Source organism: Humiphilus diazotrophicus (genome assembly GCF_059726315.1).
Genome location: NZ_AP040870.1, coordinates 6,771,426 through 6,789,907, shown reverse-complemented (window position 1 = coordinate 6,789,907; position 18,482 = coordinate 6,771,426). Strand labels below are relative to the sequence as shown.

Here is an 18,482-nt window from a genome sequence, read left to right as displayed (position 1 = left end):
GTCGTGCGGGCGTCCTCGCCCACACAAGCGATGCAGCGTTGAAGCAGGAAACGTCGTGGTGATACTCCACTTTCCCAGGTGGAGGGCCTGGAGACCCTCCACGACAGCCGGCGGGGACGCCGGCGGTACTTAACCGCTGTTACCAGTGCAGGCGCAGGGCGAACTGCGCCTCACGCGCATCTGTCACTACAGATGTCACAGTTCCTGCCGAAGCCGAACCGATGCTTCCATTCGGCAATCCAAAGTTAGGATGATTGAGGATATTGAAGAGCTCTCCTCGAAATTGCATCTTTACGCCTTCGGCCAGAGGAAAATCCTTGGCCACTCCGAAGTCCCAGGTGAAGAGCCCCGGCCCGACCAGAACATTGCGACCGGTATTGCCAAAGGTGTAGACCGGAGGAGCAACGAAGCAACTCGTCTGATACCAGGCTCGGATACTCCGCTTACCGGCAGGAAGGTTGCCATTGCAGATCCGGTTCGGACGCGTAAAGGTTCCAGTATTTGCCGTCGGCGTTGCCAGCGACACGGAGAAAGGCCCACCGGACTGCGCTGTAAAGATGCTGGTCAGCTGCCATCCACCTACGATTGCTGCTGTAACTTTTCCTCGTCCCTTTCCAAAGGGAAGCTCGTAGATCGGGCTTACCGAAAGCCTCTGGCGGTAATCGAAATTCGATGGACCATAATTCGCCGCAAGATTGCGCGGATCTTGAATATTGATTCGTGACTCGCCAGTGGACGAGTTCCCTCCCGCACCTTCATCCAGACTCTTGCTCCAGGTATAGGCCGCGAGAAAGGATAAGCCATGGCTGTAGCGTTTCGTAGCCGATAGCTGCAATCCGTTGTAGCTCGACGGTCCACGGGGTTCCCAGGAAGAGATGGAACCATAGGCAGGATAAGGCCGACGCGGAGCGACAGCTCCCGGCCCAGGCGTGGCGACATTCTCATCGATATTCAGATTCAGATGCGTTCCCTTGCTGCCAACGTAAGCGATACGCGAAACCAGTGTAGGCGTTATCTGGCGTTCGAGAGTCAGATTCCACTGCTGCATCATCGGCGTGGTGTTCTCAAGCGGTTGATAGACAACGTTCGGAACATTATTCGCGCTTGGAGTTGTCGGAATACCGGTTGAGGTGCTCAGGCACGGACTCGTCGAAGAACAGGTAACGGTATATTGCAAGGCATAGGGATAGTTGATGAAGAGCCGCGTCGATCCGCCGGTTCCCTGTTCGTTAAAGTAATAGAGTCCGTAAGCGCCGCGAAGAACATTCTTCTCGCCGAACTGATAGGCGAAGCCTATGCGGGGACTGATGTTGTGCTTCTGAACATCGAGAATGCTGTTCGAGAAGTTGCCTTGATTGGCAAGAACGAGCGTACCCCGATCGAAAAGGAAATCGGACAGCTGATTCTGACGCTCCGAAACAGGCGTAAACAGATCGTAGCGAAGCCCGAGCGTAAGAGAAAGATTTGTCCCCACACGCCACTGGTCCTGGGCAAAGAGTCCGTACTCGCTATAGCGCAGATAGGGTGCCCCTTTCTGATACGACGACTTACTGGAACTGACAGGCAGTCCAAGCAGAAAGTCGGCAAAGCCTGCTCCGGTACCCGAGCTCCGCGCAGGATTATTCGTATAGGTTCCGGTAAAGCTCATCAGGCCGGAAGCGTAAGCAAGTTGGAAGAAGCCAAAACGATTCTGAATACCGCTAAAACCAAAGCGCCAGGCATGAGTTCCCTTGTTCAGCGAAAAAGTATCGCTAAGCTGCCAGGTATTCTGAGGAACCACCTCAGGCAGGCTCCCCGAGTTGTAGCCCGCCAGTCCGGAGACCGAAAGGCTCATCATCGAAGTCGAATTTGCATCGGTATTCGCGCCACTCACGCCTAACTGCTTCGCCAGATTCAAACCATCTTCCAGCGAAGTGACGCGCAAATCCAAGCGGGTGTAGCCGATGGCGGCCTGATTTGTAGCGTGGGTAGTAAGACGATGAACTTCCTGTATGGTCGCCTGATGACTGGGCGCATGATTCACCTTGAGAGAACCCGACACGGCGGCTACGCCCTGGGCAAAGGCCAGCGGATTAATCGCACCGTTTATCAGGACCGGAGTCTTTGGATAGGTGATATCGGCTCTACCGTAGATGTATCGCGCAAAGAGCGAGCTGTTATCTGAAACCGTCTGATCGACTCGGACATCGAACTGATCCTGCGTTAAAACCTGCAGAGGATTGATCTGCAGGTTATTAGTTACTCCCGATAAGTTGGGCTTTGGAACAATAGCCAGAAGATTCTTAGCTACCTGATCGATTCGCTCCGGAGGAATAACATTCCCGCCAAAGGCTGTGCGGGTATTCGTCGCGCTCTTGTAGGTTGTGGGGTCGTAGATTACAGATGGATATCCGCTGAAGTCGCCACCACGCATCGCAATAGTCGGCACCGAAAGTATGGCGGTTGCAGCCGTATGGATGCGCAGGCCCTGATAATCGCCGAAGAAGAAGGTCTTGTTCTTGCGAATCGGTCCACCAAGTGCGGCGCCAAACTGATTCTGCTGATACTGCGGTTTCTTGGAATCGAAGAACTTGCGCGCGTCGAGAGCATTGTTGCGCAGGAACTCAAAGGCAGAACCATGAATCTCGTTGGTTCCGGCCCGGGTAAGGACGTTGATAACCGCGCCACCGGAGGCAAATTGCGCGTCGTAATTACCTACCTGCACTTGAAACTCTTCGATACTTTCCAAATTGGGGAACACCTTCACGGTGCCAACGGACTGGTCTCTGTCATCGAGTCCATCGATCATGAAGGTATTGAAGCTGCCGCGCGAACCATCGGCGATGATCTCAGCCCCGGCGCGCTGTGTCTCATTCCCATTCCCTTGCGTGCGAATACCGCCGACCGGACCGGGGTTTGTTCCTGGCACAAGCAAAGCTAACTGAGAGAAGTTCCTGCGATTTACGGGCAATTGCTCCATAGGGAGCCTGGAGATAATGTTGCCCAACTCTGCGGAGGCAGTATTGAGCATCGGAGCGGAAGCTGACACGGCAATCTGCTCCTTCACTCCGGCGAGCTGCAATTGAAAGTCCTGCCGGATGGTCTGCTGTATTTCGAGGATGATTCCGTTTCTCCGGACGGGAACAAAGCCGGGAGAGGGCGAGCTAACTTCCATGGAATATATACCCGGCTTCAGGAAAGGTATGTTGTAATACCCCTCGTTATCTGCAGCAGACATATGTATGATGCCTGTCAGCTCTTCGACTACTTTTATGTTGGCATTTCCGAGAGCTGCGCCTGTAGAATCCGTAACTTGTCCCATGAAGGTACCGCTTGCATTGAGCTGCGCCAGCAGCGGGACAGTAAAGAGGCAGAAACACAGGACATGGAGAGATCGAGAAATGGTTTTCATTGCAGTCCCCCCTTAAGTTTGGGAGGGAGGGTATTCCACGTCACTTACTAAGTCAAGGGCGGAAATTATTACTGTTTCAATCACTTGACTGAGCTACAATTCAGCTGCAAATCCGTGAAGAGGCGGCGATGTTTCGGTGGAAGCCAAGACAAGCTGGGATGCACAGGGAGCGTTTCCCGCAAGGATGCAGGCCGAAAGGCAAAAGCCCTCGCAGCTTTCCGCTGAAGCTGAAGCCACAAGGAAACCCGCTTTTGTTTTGCCGGGGTGGAAAGAAAGCTGCGCCCCTGAATCGTTGGCAAATCTATTGCGATGCGGCGAGTGCTCTGCGGCGGCGCCTCACCTATATGTGTTTGCTGTCACAGGGGATTCTCTGCACAACACTCCTCCTGCTCTCCCTCGGAATGCCACTGGCAAGCGCGCAACAAGTTAGCAATCCGATTCACATACCGGTTGTGGAGGGAAAGGATCTTCGCTTTGCCCGTGTCTCTTTCGGTGCCGGAACGTCTTACGGCAGATTCAACAATATCCTGCAGGATGAACAAGGGTTTCTATGGTTTGTAACACAGGACTCACTGCAGCGATTCGACGGCTACCGTTTGCAGAGATACCGACATGATCCTCAGAATCCGAACAGCCTGAGCGGAAGCGTCATCTTTTCATCGTTTAAGGACAGTCACGGCAAGTTCTGGATGGGTTCGAATACCTTCCTCGACCGTTTCGATCCGGTTACCGAAACCTTCACGCACTATGGAAATTTCGAAACATTGATCTTGGGCATGTCGGAAGACAGGCAGGGAATCCTATGGCTCTCCACGAACCAGGGACTCTTCAGTCTCGATCCCGCAACCCACAAGATCGAACACTTTCAGCATCGGGAGAATGATCCGGCCAGCCTGAGCGATGATTCCGTCCGTTGTGCTCTCGAAGCGAAAGACGGAACCTTCTGGATTGCCACGCAAGAGGCCGTAGATCTCTTCGACCGTAAATCGCACAGGGTTCTACAACACTTCGCGTTACCGATACGAGGAAAGGCGGAACGCGCCCTCGCCGGGATTGCGCTTTACGAGGACCATACAGGCACCATCTGGGTAACCTTTACCTTCGGAAGCGGCTTAGCCACGATAGACCGGCGCGCAAACAGACTCACCTACTACACCTTTGGGAAAGGCAGCTCTCTCACGGAGCCGCTTCCCGGCGTGCGCACAATTTATGAAGACCGGGAAGGTTCATTGTGGCTGGGCACAGCAAGCAGTGGCTTACTCAAGCTCGATAAGGACCGCCGCCAATTTCTGAGCTACCGGAAGAAGACCAACGACCCCTTCAGCCTAAGCTCAGATCAGGTCATCTCCATCTTTGAAGACCACGAAGGCAACATGTGGGTAGGCACCACGGGTGGAGGCATCAATTGGTTTAAGAGAAAGCCTCTTCCCTTCCAGCGATATCAGCACGAGCAGGACAACCCCAATAGTCTGGATATGGAATACAACTCGGCCGTCTTTCAAGACCGCAACGGCTACGTGTGGGTAGGGAGCATGAAAGCACTCACCCGTATCGATCGTAAGACCGGCCAATATACCTTCTACCGCAAGACAGGAGGAGGAGGAAACCTTTCCAGTACCTGGGTAGTTTCCATCGCGGAAGACCGCCAGGGCTTTCTCTGGTTCGGCACCGTCGCAGGAGGACTTAACCGTTTCGATCCAAAGACCGGGAAGTTCAAGGCCTTTCGGCACAATCCGTCAGATCCCTCTAGTCTGCCGGAAGACTCTGTACTTGCGCTCCTGATAGATCATAACGGCGCGTTATGGGCAGGAACCGGAAACGGCGTCTGCCGCTTCGATTCCGCTACTGAGCGCTTCAAGGTATTCAGGCCCTATGACAAGATACCGGTGCGCTATCGCTCTATCGATGAGGATAGCCAAGGAAAAATCTGGCTGGGTAGCCAGGCGCATGGCTTGCAGCGTCTCGATCCCGTTACCGGCAAATTCACGATCTATAGTTACTCGGAATCCAAACGTTCTCTCAGCAGTCCTTCCCTCGACTCTATTCGCGTGGACCACGCAGGTAATATCTGGGTAGGAACAGACGACGGTCTGGATCAATTCAATCCTTCTACCAACACCTTCACCAACTTCTTCGAGCGGGACGGAATCTCCAGCGCACTGATAAGTACGATGCTGGAGGACTCGGAGGGCAAGCTATGGATCAGCACCAGCCATGGTCTTTCGAAGTTCGATCCACATACCAGAAGGTTCCAGAACTACTACACCTCCGACGGTCTGCTCAGCGACGAGTTTTATAACTATGCCTCCGGTTACAAGAGCCATACCGGGGAAATGTTCTTCAACAACTATGCCGGAGTCATCTCCTTCTTCCCCGAGCAGATCAAAGAAGAGCCCTATGTGCCGCCGGTTGTCCTGACAAACTTTCTCTTATTCGGAAAGCCGGTGGTTCCTGGAGAAGACTCGCTGTTAAAAGTTCCTATCGCGATTACAAAAGCACTCTCGCTTTCGTATTCACAGGACATCTTCTCCCTTGAGTTCTCCGCTCTCAGTTACAGCAGCCCGGAGAGGACCCGCTATCGCTACATGCTGGAGGGTCTGGAAAAGGATTGGAACGAAGTCGACAGTTCCCATCGCTCCGTTACCTATACAACACTTGCTCCCGGACACTACGTCTTCCGTGTGCAGGCCCGCGTCAATCGCGGAGCATGGAATGCAAATGAAAAGCTCCTCATCATCGATGTTCTGCCGCCGTGGTGGATGCAATGGTGGTTCCGCATCGTTGCCGTCGTATGCGTGCTCCTTCTCTTCTGGACAGCGCACTACTGGCGGATGCGCAGAGCAGCACGACGAAATCGAGATCTTCGCAAACAGGTAGCGGAAGCAACTTACGATCTGATCGCCGAAAAAGAAAAGGCCGAAGCAGCCAACCAGGCAAAAAGCATCTTTCTGGCCAACATGAGTCACGAGCTGCGTACGCCGCTGAACGCGATTCTGGGCTTCTCTCGCTTGCTGGCTCGCAGACCTCTTCCCGAAGAGATTCGAGAGGACATCCAGGTTATCTGGCACAATGGCGAGCATCTATTGAACGTCATCAATCAGGTGCTAGATCTTTCAAAGATCGAAGCCGGGCACACGGCGCTGCACGCCACAACCTTCGATCTCCATCGCCTGATCAAAGATCTGCAAGAAACCTTTTCGCTGCAAACAAAGTCAAAGGGCATACGTCTGATCTTCGAACGTCAGCCCGGCGTTCCAGTCCAGGTCTCGACAGACCCGATCCGGCTTCGGGAGGTACTGCTCAATCTTTTAGGTAATGCCCTGAAGTTCACCGAGCGCGGGTATGTTGCCCTAAGAGTGCACGCCCATTCCTTTACGAAAGGAAAGTGCCGAGTATCCTTCTCCGTCGCCGACACCGGTCCCGGAATCGCAGCGGAGGAGCTATCGTCAGTCTTTGCAGCCTTTGAGCAGACCCAAACCGGCCGGGAACGCGGAGAAGGAACCGGACTGGGGCTCACGATCAGCCGCGGTTACGTACGGCTGATGGGCGGCGACCTTCGTGTAAAGAGCGAGGTCGGACGCGGCACGACTTTCACCTTCGAAATCCCGGTGGTCATCCCCTCGGAGCAAAAAGAACATGCCCAAGTCCCCGAGGGGGAAGTCATTGCTTTGGCACCAGATGAGAGGCCCCGGCGCATCCTTATAGCGGACGACCAGTGGACCGCCCGCAATCTGATGAAGAGGATTCTGGAGCCGGTAGGTTTTGAGATCCGCGAAGCCAGCGAAGGACGAGAGGCTATTGCCATCTGGAAGGAGTGGCATCCGGATCTGATCTGCATGGATATACGCATGCCCGGAATGGGTGGCTGTGAGGCTACCCGACGCATCCGCTCGGACCCGGAGAGCAAATCTCTCATTATCCTTGCAGTTACGGCCAGCAGCTTCGAAGAGGACCGCGAAAAGATACTGGAGTCCGGCTGCAATGATTATCTGCGCAAACCTTTCGAAGAACCGCAGCTCTTCGATATGCTACAGCGCTATCTGGGCGTTAAGTTCTTGAGAAAAGTAGTTCAGGAGCATCATACTGCCGGGAAAAACGGACACAGTCGGGAAGAACAGTCGCTGGAAAAGGCCCTGGCCGCATTACCACCGCAACTCAATAAGGATCTCCATAAAGCGCTGCTCGAACTCGATACCGAAGCTATTGCAAAAATCCTGGTTGACATTCGTGCATTTAACCCCGATACAGGGGAAATGATTGAAGGACTTGCGGACAACTTTCAGTACGGAGAAATACTGAGAGCGATGGAAGGCAGCTCCTACGCAGAGGAAGAGATATGAAAGAAGAGGAGCAGGAAATCCATAAAGGCAGGATTCTGATCATCGATGACACTCCTGCCAATTTGAAAGTATTGATCGCTATTCTGGGCGAGCATGGCTATCGTGTTCACGCAGCCAATGAGGGACGCCTGGGACTGCGTTTTTTGCAGACCATGATTCCGGATCTGATTCTGCTGGACATACGCATGCCCGGCATGAACGGTTATGAAGTCTGCGCCAAGCTGAAAGAAGATCCCGAGACGCGCGATATTCCGGTGATCTTTCTCAGCGGCATGGATCAGGTTATCGATAAGGTCAAGGCCTTCCAATGCGGCGGCGTCGATTACATTGTTAAGCCCTTCGAGCCGGAAGAGGCCATGGCTCGCATTGAAACCCAGATCGCGCTTCGCCGCCTGCGGGTACATCTTGAAGACGAAGTAACAAAACGAACCGTCGATCTCACAGCGGCAATGGATAAGCTCCGGAACGAGATTGCCGAGCACATCCAGACGCAGGAGGCGCTGAAGAAAAGCGAGCAGCAGTATCGCTCCTTCTTCGAAGAGAATCCTGCCGGAAACTACATTGCCCGCACGGACGGCAAGTTAATCGCCTACAATCCCGCCTTCCGGCATATGTTCGGCATAGAATCCGACGAAGCAGCTGCCACTCTAAACCTTGCTTCCCTGTATCCGACGCACGAAAGCAGACAAAGCTTTCTCGATCAGCTAAGGCAGCATGGCCATGTCGAGTGCTATCAGAAGCAGTTTCTTCGTATCGATGGCACACCTCTCTTCGTTGTCGAAAATGCTCTCGGAGTCTTCGACGATAATGGAGAGCTGACAGAGATCCATGGCTTCCTGATCGACGAAACAGCGCGCCGCAAGATAGAACAGCAACTGCAACAGGCACAGAAGATGGAAGCCGTGGGAAAACTTGCCGGAGGCGTTGCCCACGACTTCAACAACATCCTTACCGTCATTATGGGCTACTCCGAATTTCTAATGGCAGCTGAGGAACTGCACGAGGAGACCAGGCAGTTTGTCCAGGAAGTTTACGAGGCAGGCAAGCGCGCAGCCAGCCTTACCCGGCAATTGCTCGCCTTCAGCCGCAAGCAGGTACTTAAGCCTCGCATCCTGAATCTGAATCAGGTCATCGATAACATCGGGAAGATGATTCAGCGCCTGATCGGTGATGAAATCGAGGTCAAGCCCTCGTTGGCACTCGATCTGGATAACGTCAATGCTGATCCCGGGCAGATGGAACAAGTCATCCTCAACTTCTGCGTCAATGCACGCGATGCCATGCCACGGGGTGGACGGATCACCATTCAAACCGAAAATGTCGAAGTCGATGATTTCCTTGCCGCGCAACATTACCCAATGCAGCCGGGCCGCTATGTACGCATTGTAGTCAGCGACACGGGAACAGGAATGGACAAGGCAACGCTGGCGCAGGTCTTCGAACCATTCTTCACGACAAAGGGAATGGACAAAGGTACGGGGCTTGGACTGGCAACGGTCTACGGCATCGTCAAACAAAGCGGAGGATTCGTGTGGGCTTACAGCGAATTGGGCCGGGGATCGGCCTTTTCCGTTTATCTGCCCTCGGTGGACAGACCCGTCGAAACGCAACAGACTAAGCAGATTCCCCTGGAAGCGCTGTACGGAAAAGAAACCATCCTGGTAGTGGAAGATGCAACGCCTTTGCGCGCACTCATCCGCAAAGTTCTTGAAGGCTTTGGATATACGATGCTGGAAGCGGAATGCGCAGAACAGGCTTACGATATCGTCGATCAGCATGTTCCCATCGACTTACTGCTAACAGACCTGAGCCTGCCTCGAATTAGTGGAATCGAGATAGCCGATACGCTGATGAAGAGAATTCCCGGGCTGAAGGTTCTTTACATGTCGGCTCATCCCGCCGGAATCGTGGAAGTAGGAATCCCGACAACGGGAACTGACTTCATCCAAAAGCCCTTCACGCAACAATCGCTGGCTGGAAAGCTGCGAGGACTGCTAGGCAGTAACGCGCTCAGAGACGACAGCGCCGGATCTTACACGATATAGAAACAACGTTTGTTACCTTCTCCCGGGAGGGAGAAGACGAGAATAGCCCAGGACGGAGCGAAGCGGAAGCGAGCGGAATCCTGGGTTGCCCGGAATGAAATGGAGGCCCGTCCCGTAGGGATGGGTTTGGTCGCGGTAGGGATGCGAATTACTTCGCACCCCCCGCACAGATCCGGACGTGAGGATTTCCCTCATCCGGCTCCTGCCTTAGGTCCTAACGCGCACGCGACACGAAGGATAAGGGTGACAGATACGGACTGGCGGTAGCCAGCGATGGATGAGCCGCTGCATTCGTTCCCAGATCACGTAGCCGAGTTGGCTGCGCCGGCATAACATCCGGTGCCAGTATCGACTAACTTGATTGCGAAAGACCTGCAGCGATGGACTGTTAGTAGGCACTCCGTAATAGCGCATGTGCCCTCTAACTACCGCCTGCAACCATCGCCCTACCGTTTCCATCGGATCATGCATGCGTCTCCGTAGTTCCTCTTTGATGGCCCGCAGCTTCGCACGCATGCGCTTTCGGTTTGTCTGCCGCAACACCGTAAACTTTCCTTTCCTGGTCTTTCCGCAGATATGCGTGAAGCCCAGATAATTGAACGTCTCCGGCTTCCCTTCGCCGCTTTGTTCCCGATTTCTGGCCGCATAACGTCCAAACTCCAGCAACCGCGTTTTGCCCGGGTGCAGTTCTAGATTGAACTTCTTCATCCGTTCTTCCAGTTCTTTCCGGAACCGCTCGGCCTCCATCTTCTCCTCGAATCCTACGACTATGTCGTCGGCGAATCGCACCACCATCATTTCTCCGCGTGCGATCTTCCTCCGCCACACCTGGATCCAAAGGTCAAAGACGTAGTGCAGGTAGACATTTGCCAGCAATGGCGATGCACTGCCTCCTTGTGGTGTCCCCTGCTCACTCACCGTCAGCTTTCCGTCTTCCAGCACGCCTGCGTTTAACCATTTCTGGATTAGTCGCACCACGCGCCGGTCTCCTATCCGGTGCTCGATAAACTGGACCAGCCAGTTCTTCGACACACTGTCGAAAAAGGCTCGTATGTCCAGATCTAACACCCAGTTCACTGGTTTCTCCATGATCCCTACATAGAGCTGATCCAACGCTTGGTGTTGGCTTCGCCCTGCTCGGAATCCATACGAGAACTCTGCAAAGTCCTGTTCGTAGATCGCATTCATCACCTCTACAACGGCTCGTTGGACTATCTTGTCCTCCAGCGCTGTCACCCCGAGCGCTCGTTGTCGCCCGTCGGCTTTCGGGATATACGTTCTCCGTACTGGCTTCGCTCGATACGCTCCTCGCTGCAGTCTATGGGACAAGTCCTGGAGCTTTTCTCCCAAGTTCTCGCCGTAGTGCTGCCACGTCTCCCCATCCACGCCGGGTGAGGCCTCTTTCTTCAGTTGTAAATAGGCCCACTCCAGCATCTCCAGCTTATAGACGTAGTGGAACAGCGCCGTAAATCTGGTCTCTTTGTCCTTTCTTGCCGCTTGCCGTACCCGCTCCAACTCTCTTTGCACGTTTCCCCGGCTCTGCGTCCGGTACGTGTTTTGCTGTTGCGGTTTGCCCTTGGCCAGATCCCGTCCCTCCATCCCCTCCGCTGCCGGTTTCCCGTCTTTGTTCGGAGACTTCCCTGGTACCTTGGATCTGTCCGACTTCCCGTGTTCGTTCATCATCTGCTTCTGTCCTTGGACTTCCAGATACGGCCCGAGTTGCTTCTCTCGGGCGAACCCGGGATCTCCCGGTTCCCGTGCTTAGCGCGTCCATACGTGCCAGGGTCTTCGACCTCGCGGGACTCTTCCGTGCCTCGCTTAGCGGCACCTCAGATGTTGCCTTCCGAACAAACTCAATTCGTCGGCGTCCCGAAGTTGAATGTAATTTCGCGGCTCTATTGCCCGGCCCGCATTTTCCCCTGTCCAACGCTTCAGCCAGTCCCTCTCGGGCCTCGCCGCATGACTTGGGGCCAGTGTGGTTTGCTACTCCTTCACTGCGTGACTCTTTCATTCACTACGCTATGCCGGTCTCCCGGCGCTTTCGAGTTTCTACATTCTCAGAGCTGAAATTGCAGGAAATCTTTGAACATAACCAGAGACCCAAAGGCGAAGTGGCTTTGGTCGTGTGTCAGGGATGGCCTTCAGGCCATCCGAAAGCCGTCTTCCTAAGAGTGGCTTAACATTCTCGGTAACGAATGCTGCTGGAAATTGAGCAGGCCGAATAGTTGCAAGGTACTGTTTGAGAGGATCTTCGCTCGTGGAGGCAATGACCAAAACTCTCAAACTGATAGAGGCTTAATGCTTTTGTTCTTCCCACTGCATGTGTTACCGAAAATGTTTTGTCTCTCTTAACGAAGACTGTTTTCGGATGGCCTGAAGGCCATCCCTGACACACAGCCTGACCAATGGTGGCAACGACCAAAATTGCTGTTATATTTCGTTGTTCTTTGTTGATATCTTTCGCAAAAAATGTAGAAACTCAAGGCCCGTCCCGTAGGGCCGGGTCGAAGCTCAGTCTCCCACGAATCGAAAATCGTAATCCATTTACGATGATGGTCTCTCTGTCAGCCCTGTGTCGAAAAGACACCAGGAAATGGCGACGAGCAACATTCATTCATAACGGGTTTTCGCCCCGGCCCTCCGGGACGGGCGTCTTTCTTCTGTGCATTGACCCAGGATTCCGTTCGCTTCCGCTTCACTCCATCCTGGGCTATTATCGACTGCTCCCTACGGGAGAAAAACCAACTCACGGAGCGCGATTAACCTCGCGCCCTTACATAAGCCAAGGCCCCATCTCGAAAGCAAGTTCTCGTTATCACCATTCTGATTGCTCTTCAAAATATAGAAACGCTCTTAAGCCATGACCTGATACCTTTTGCTTCCAAGCAAAACCAGCTTCCGACCCTCAAAACAGAATGGGATAGTGAAGGCTCGCAACCTTCACTATCCCACATCGACGTTATCGGAAAATCAAATATTCAGGCTTCCATTGCCTTGGGCGAATGGAAGCCTTCTCTATCAGCTCTCTACAACGCTCTCTGTCTGCTGCTCTACCAGAGCAAGCTCATCCGAGGAAAAGATGGTATTCACATCGAGAATGATGATGAAATCATCGCCTCTCTTCCCCATCCCTTGAATGAACTCCGTCTTCCAGCGTTGCGCGATTCTTGGCGGCGGATTGATGTTCGAAGGCTCGATCTCAATCACCTCATGTACGCTGTCGGCCATCCCGCCTAGAATCGTCTCTTCACCATCGACCAATAACTCCATGACGATGATTCTGGTATTCAGGGTTTGTACGATTGGAGTCAACCCGAAGCGCATACGCAGATCCACTACAGGTATTGATTGCCCTCGCACATTTACGACTCCGCAAACATAATCCGGCATCTGCGGAACCTTCGTTATCAGCGATACTTCCAACACCTCCCGCACTTGAGAGACATTGATCGCAAATAACTCGTCCCCTAGCTTGAAGGTCATGTATTGAAATGTTTCGGTTATCAATTCAGTCCCCTCTTAGTACGCTACAAAGTCCGCATCGCGGGCATCGGTGGCAATCGAGCTGGCACCTAATTCGATACTCGCTCCGTTACCTTTTCTCTGCAGCTTCTGCCCTGCCACTGCCCTTGCAGGCGCGGAAGAATTGGGACGAACGGGCGTCGAAGCAAGCTTCTTCATGCGTGCTGCGCCGTCACCCCTGCCGTCATCCATCTTGAAGAAGCTGATGGTCGATTGCAGAATCTCTGCCTGGCTGGCCAGCTCTTCCGAAGTGGAAGCCATCTGCTGGGAAGCAGAAGCATTCTGCTGGATAACCTGATCCAACTGCTGAATCGAGGTGTTGACCTGGGTCGCTCCGCTATTCTGCTCGGCACTCGCCGCAGCAATTTCGCGAACCAGTTCGGCCGTCTTCTGAATATCGGGAACAAGCTTGGTAAGCAGATCTCCGGCAGTCTCCGCCGTGCGAACGCCATTCGTACTGAGCTGGCTGATCTCTGCCGCCGCAGTCTGGCTTCGTTCTGCCAGCTTGCGAACCTCCGAGGCCACTACGGCAAAGCCCTTGCCGTGCTCTCCGGCTCTTGCGGCTTCGACTGCTGCATTGAGTGCCAGCAGGTCGGTCTTGCGAGCGATCTCCTCAATAATGGTGATCTTCTCCGCGACATTCTTCATAGCGCTCACCGTCTCGGAGACAGCCTTGCCGCTGGACTGCGCATCGATGGCGGCTTTATCGGCTATCTTCTCCGTCTGATGTGCATTGTCGGAGTTCTGCTGAATGCTTGCTGCAATCTCCTCCATTGCAGAGGTGCTCTCCTCCGCCGAAGCTGCCTGCTCGGTAGCGCCTTGCGAAAGCTGCTGCGAGGTAGTGGACATCTCCTCACTTCCCTGTGCCACTTGCTCCGCTGCTTCCGTCACGCTTTGGACCGTGTTGCGCAGATTCTGCGACATGCGAACCAGCGCGTTCCCGAGCTGATCTTTCTCGGAGAGTGCCTTGGCCTGCACAGTCAGATCGCCTTCCGAGATGCAACTGGCCACATGGACGGCAGCGCGCAAATTCTCTGACATGCGAATCAGTGCATTGCCTAACCGATCTTCAGCGGAAAGAGCCTTGGCTTGAACCGTCAAATCTCCTTCGGCAATGCTCGCGGCAACATGAACCGCAGCGTTGAGGCTATCGATACTCGCATTCAGATTACTCATCAGGCGACAGAAGGCACCGCGATACTCGTTCTGAATCGGGTCGGGAATATCGCCCTTGCCGATACGATCCAGACATTCGGCTGCTACATTCAGCGGATTGGTAACAGCATCCAGTGTTGCGTTGATGCCTTCGATCACTCTTCTGTACTCGCCACGCTGACGGGAGGCATCGGCGCGAACGGATAAATTGCCTTCCACGGCTGCATTCGCCAACATTTGCGCATCGGCAACCAGTCCATTGATCGACTCCATCATCTGAATCAGGCCGGGAACAAAAGTATCGTTCTCCGAGCGCCGTCCAACTTTCTTGAAGGCATCCAGGACTTCGGCATAGTTGCCCTCGGCCACAGCGACGCAAGCCTTATTCGCAGAGATCACTCGGCCCTGCGCGGTGTTGGTCGCCGTAGCAACCTCGGCAAAGATTCCCTGATACTTGCCATTAACCGTCGTCGTCAGATCGTTGACGGCCATCCGCTGCAATACCTGGTTTGCTTCGACAAGCCCACCCAAACCGGTGATGCAGTCGTTCAAATTGCTCAGTACGCGCTGGAAATCTCCATTGAAGTCGTTCTTTGCTAGCGGAGGAATATCGCCCTTGCCAATTCGATCCAGAGCTTCGGCAACAACATTAAGGGGATCGGTAATTGCATCGAGCGTCGAATTGATGCCTTCGATGACCTTGCGATATTCGCCTTGCTGACGGGTGGCATCGGCGCGAACATTCAGCCGCCCTTCGATTGCCGCAGTGGCCAGCATTTGCGCATCGGCTACCAGGCGGTCAATCGATTCCATCATCTGGATCAAGCCGGGAACGAAGGTGTCATTCTCCGATCTGCGTCCAACCTTCTGGAAGGCTTTGAGGACTTCGGCATAATCGCCATTAGCGACAGCGGTAAAGGCTTTGTTTGCGGAGATGACACGGCTTTGAGCTGTATTGGTCGCCGTAGCTACTTCTGCAAAGATTCCCTGATACTTTCCTTGAACCTGTGTCGTTAGATCGTTGACGGCCATCCGCTGCAACACCTGGTTTACCTCGACAAGTCCACCCAAGCCAGTAATGCAGTCGTTCAGATTGCTCAGTACGCGCTGGAAATCTCCATTGAAGTCGTTCTTTGCCAGCGGAGGAATATCGCCCTGGCCAATCCGATCCAAAGCCTCGGCAACAACATTGAGAGGATCAGTGACGGCATCTAGCGTTGCATTGATGCCTTCGATGACCTTGCGATACTCGCCTTGCTGACGAGTGGCATCGGCGCGAACATTCAACCGTCCTTCGATGGTTGCAGTGGCGAGCATTTGCGCATCGGCTACCAGACGATCAATCGATTCCATCATCTGAATCAGGCCGGGAACGAAGGTGTCGTTTTCCGATCTGCGTCCGACCTTCTGGAAGGCTTTTAAAACCTCGGCATAATCGCCATTGGCCACAGCAATAAAGGCCTTGTTCGCGGAGATGACACGACTTTGAGCTGTATTGGTCGCCGTGGCTACTTCAGCAAAGATCCCCTGATATTTTCCCTGAACCTGTATCGTCAGATCGTTAACTGCCATCCGCTGCAGTACCTGGTTTACTTCGACAAGTCCGCCCAGGCCGGAGATGCAGTCATTCAGATTGTTGATGAGGCTCTTAAACTCTCCACGATAGCTCTCGGTAATCGGGGCTGGAATATCGCCTTTACCTATTCGATCGAGAGCAACAGAAGCAACACCGAGAGGCCCGGTAACCGCATCCAAAGTGGCATTAATGCCTTCAATGACCTTGCGATATTTTCCTTGCTGGCGGGAGGCGTCGGCACGAACCGAAAGCTTCCCTTCCAGAGCGGCTGAGACCAGCGTCTCCGCATCGGCCACAAGCCGGTCGATGGCTTCCATCATCTGAATAAAACCAGGAAGGAAAGTATCATTGTCGGAACGCCGTCCGATTCTCTTAAAGGCTTCCAGCGTTTCGGCGTAGTCACCCTTCGCCACATCGAGACTTGCCTTATTTGCAGAGCGGACCCGCAACTGGGCGCTGTTGGTTGCCGTTGCCACTTCGCCGAAGATACCTTGATAATTGCCCTTCACATCGGTGGTATAGTCATTCACCGCCATACGCTGAAGCACAGCATTCGCTTCTTTCAGCCCTTCAAGATTTCCTACCAGATGAATAAGCGCTTTGCCGAGTTCATCCCGCTCGGAAAGATGTTTCGTCGATACCGAGAGATTGCCAACCGACAACTGAGAGGCCACTTCGGTTGCCGCCTGCATCTTTTCCAGCAACGTATTCATCGATTGCAGAATCGAACCTAGATCGTCTTCGGCTTTTATCTCTGCGCGAGTATCGAATTCCCCATCCGCAGCTTTTTTCGCGAAGTCAGCTGCACCATTCAAGCGCAAGGCCAGGCCACGCACGACAACACCGGCAACCAATATAGCGATAAGAAATGTAATTCCCAATCCAACCAGAATTACCGCGGGAAGGGCGGTCGCCCCCAAGGGACTACTGTCGACAATTTTGTATATAAGTAGTGAGAACAACAAAAATACACCGATCACAACCGCGAATCCGGCAGTGATACGTGTTCCAATTTTCCACTCGTTCATTTTCAGCGCGTCCTTCGATCTCTCTTACGAGATGAGTTTCAGCCTGTTTGCTCCCGGAGTTGATCGAAGGCCAATAACAGTCATCATGCCAAGCATCTCTTCGAGTTCCCGGCTTGCGCTCTCATTTGCGAGTTTGGAACGCCGTGGGAAAAGAAGGAAAGCAAGGTGATATAGCAACGAACAAAGGGGGAGAATCAGCAGGATATAGGGAACAGAGTATTTACGAATCAGGAGAAGAGAAAGCCTTAGGTTCGAACACGGCTGGAGTAGACAACGGGTCCATCTCCAAGACCGGATCAGGCGTGGAATAGGTTTTGTCAGCGTCTTACCTGCACTTGCCATCAATATCGCCAACGCAAAAAAGCAAAACAACGGAATCGGACGACGCCTGAGATTGTTCAGGCGCAATAGCTACAACGCCTCCGGCAAAGTACGACTATTTTCCTTAGGTATCTTTTGCTCAAACAGAAAGCAACGTACCGGATAAATGTATCTTCTACAGTTATATTATCGGCCGTTTTAAAAAATTCTTAGCTCTGTCCAAGTTTGAAACAATAAAGCAGTTTACGTTTCGCTGTAGAAGCAAAAAGTATCAGGTGATGATTTCAGTCATCAATCGGAAGCAGGAAGGTGGCGGTCAGAAACCGCCACCACAGCCGGTTCGGAGACCGGCGCTACTTGAGATCTGCTTTACCCTCCACACCCGCTTCCTGCGCGGCCTTCATCGACATTATCGCCGGCTCCCTCCGGGAGAGAGACCAACCAGCAGAGCGCGATTGACTCCGCGCTCTGAAGTCACCACCGATACATCTGTAACCATCGCCAAACGAAGAAACTCCCCACACGATTCGCGCCATCTGCGAATCGTGTGGAGAGCCCGGGTTTTGTGGAATGAATAAAGTTGTAAAGTAAGCCGCCATTCAACCACAGTTACACAGCAGCTTCTTCCGTCTTCTCTTCCACCAATGCAAGCTCATCCGAGGAAAAGATGGCATTCACATCGAGAATGATGATGAAGTCATCACCTCTTCTGCCCATCCCCTGAATGAACTCTGTCTTCCAGCGTTGCGCGATTCTCGGCGGTGGATTGATATTCGAAGGCTCGATCTCAATCACCTCATGTACGCTATCGGCCATCCCGCCTAGAATTGTCTGCTCACCATCGACAGACAACTCCATAACGATGATCCGGGTATTCAATGTATGAACAATCGGAGTCAGCCCGAAGCGCATACGAAGATCCGCTACAGGTATCGACTGTCCGCGTACATTTACGACTCCGCAAACATAATCCGGCATCTGCGGAACTTTCGTTATCAGCGATACTTCCAATACCTCCTGCACTTGAGAGACATTGATCGCAAATAACTCGTCTCCTAGCTTGAAGGTCATGTACTGAAATGTTTCGGTTATCAATTCAATCCC

Annotated in this window: 9 protein-coding genes; 4 read left to right on the top strand and 5 right to left on the bottom strand. The window is 53.3% G+C overall.

Going from position 1 to position 18,482, the window contains the following annotated elements; genetic code table 11:
• Positions 1-139 precede the first annotated feature (139 nt).
• Positions 140-3,391 carry a TonB-dependent receptor gene (locus AC6I7T_RS27280; RefSeq protein WP_497790970.1) on the bottom strand — a complete coding sequence of 1,084 codons (3,252 nt, stop codon included), beginning with the start codon at positions 3,389-3,391 and terminating at the stop codon, positions 140-142.
• 128 nt (positions 3,392-3,519) lie between these two features.
• Between AC6I7T_RS27280 and AC6I7T_RS27275 the strand changes: the two genes are divergently transcribed.
• A complete protein-coding gene (locus AC6I7T_RS27275) occupies positions 3,520-7,731 on the top strand; it encodes a two-component regulator propeller domain-containing protein (RefSeq protein ID WP_497790969.1) in 4,212 nt (1,403 codons plus the stop codon).
• Positions 7,728-9,776 (top strand): response regulator, encoded by a 2,049-nt coding sequence (locus AC6I7T_RS27270; RefSeq protein ID WP_497790967.1) that lies wholly within the window; start codon positions 7,728-7,730, stop codon positions 9,774-9,776. Before AC6I7T_RS27275 ends, AC6I7T_RS27270 begins: the two co-directional genes overlap by 4 nt.
• 207 nt (positions 9,777-9,983) lie before the next feature.
• Here AC6I7T_RS27270 and ltrA read toward each other — a convergent pair whose 3' ends face one another.
• The gene (gene ltrA / locus AC6I7T_RS27265; RefSeq protein WP_497790966.1) at positions 9,984-11,459 is read right to left on the bottom strand and encodes a group II intron reverse transcriptase/maturase; all 1,476 of its coding nucleotides are present in this window, start codon (positions 11,457-11,459) and stop codon (positions 9,984-9,986) included.
• 74 nt (positions 11,460-11,533) lie between these two features.
• On the opposite strand from ltrA, the gene AC6I7T_RS27260 reads away from it, so the two are divergent.
• Positions 11,534-11,956, top strand: a complete 423-nt coding sequence (locus AC6I7T_RS27260; protein WP_497790965.1) for a hypothetical protein — start codon at positions 11,534-11,536, stop codon at positions 11,954-11,956.
• Positions 11,957-12,794: 838 nt separating this feature from the next.
• On the opposite strand, the gene AC6I7T_RS27255 is transcribed toward AC6I7T_RS27260, so the two are convergent.
• On the bottom strand, positions 12,795-13,283 hold the full coding sequence (locus AC6I7T_RS27255) for a chemotaxis protein CheW (RefSeq protein ID WP_497790964.1): 489 nt from the start codon (positions 13,281-13,283) through the stop codon (positions 12,795-12,797).
• A gap of 12 nt (positions 13,284-13,295) precedes the next feature.
• The gene (locus AC6I7T_RS27250; RefSeq protein ID WP_497790963.1) at positions 13,296-17,057 is read right to left on the bottom strand and encodes a methyl-accepting chemotaxis protein; all 3,762 of its coding nucleotides are present in this window, start codon (positions 17,055-17,057) and stop codon (positions 13,296-13,298) included.
• A 596-nt stretch (positions 17,058-17,653) separates the two neighbouring features.
• Between AC6I7T_RS27250 and AC6I7T_RS27245 the strand changes: the two genes are divergently transcribed.
• Positions 17,654-17,956, top strand: a complete 303-nt coding sequence (locus AC6I7T_RS27245) for a hypothetical protein (RefSeq protein WP_497790962.1) — start codon at positions 17,654-17,656, stop codon at positions 17,954-17,956.
• 31 nt (positions 17,957-17,987) lie between these two features.
• Here AC6I7T_RS27245 and AC6I7T_RS27240 read toward each other — a convergent pair whose 3' ends face one another.
• Positions 17,988-18,473 (bottom strand): chemotaxis protein CheW, encoded by a 486-nt coding sequence (locus tag AC6I7T_RS27240; protein ID WP_497790961.1) that lies wholly within the window; start codon positions 18,471-18,473, stop codon positions 17,988-17,990.
• Positions 18,474-18,482: the final 9 nt, after the last annotated feature.

Excerpts from the sequence above, each read along its gene's own strand:
- AC6I7T_RS27270 (WP_497790967.1), top strand. The coding sequence starts at position 7,728 with ATGAAAGAAGAGGAGCAGGAAATCCATAAAGGCAGGATTCTGATCATC.
- AC6I7T_RS27280 (WP_497790970.1), bottom strand. The coding sequence starts at position 3,391 with ATGAAAACCATTTCTCGATCTCTCCATGTCCTGTGTTTCTGCCTCTTT.
- ltrA (WP_497790966.1), bottom strand. The coding sequence starts at position 11,459 with ATGATGAACGAACACGGGAAGTCGGACAGATCCAAGGTACCAGGGAAG.
- AC6I7T_RS27275 (WP_497790969.1), top strand. The coding sequence starts at position 3,520 with ATGTTTCGGTGGAAGCCAAGACAAGCTGGGATGCACAGGGAGCGTTTC.
- AC6I7T_RS27250 (WP_497790963.1), bottom strand. The coding sequence starts at position 17,057 with ATGAACGAGTGGAAAATTGGAACACGTATCACTGCCGGATTCGCGGTT.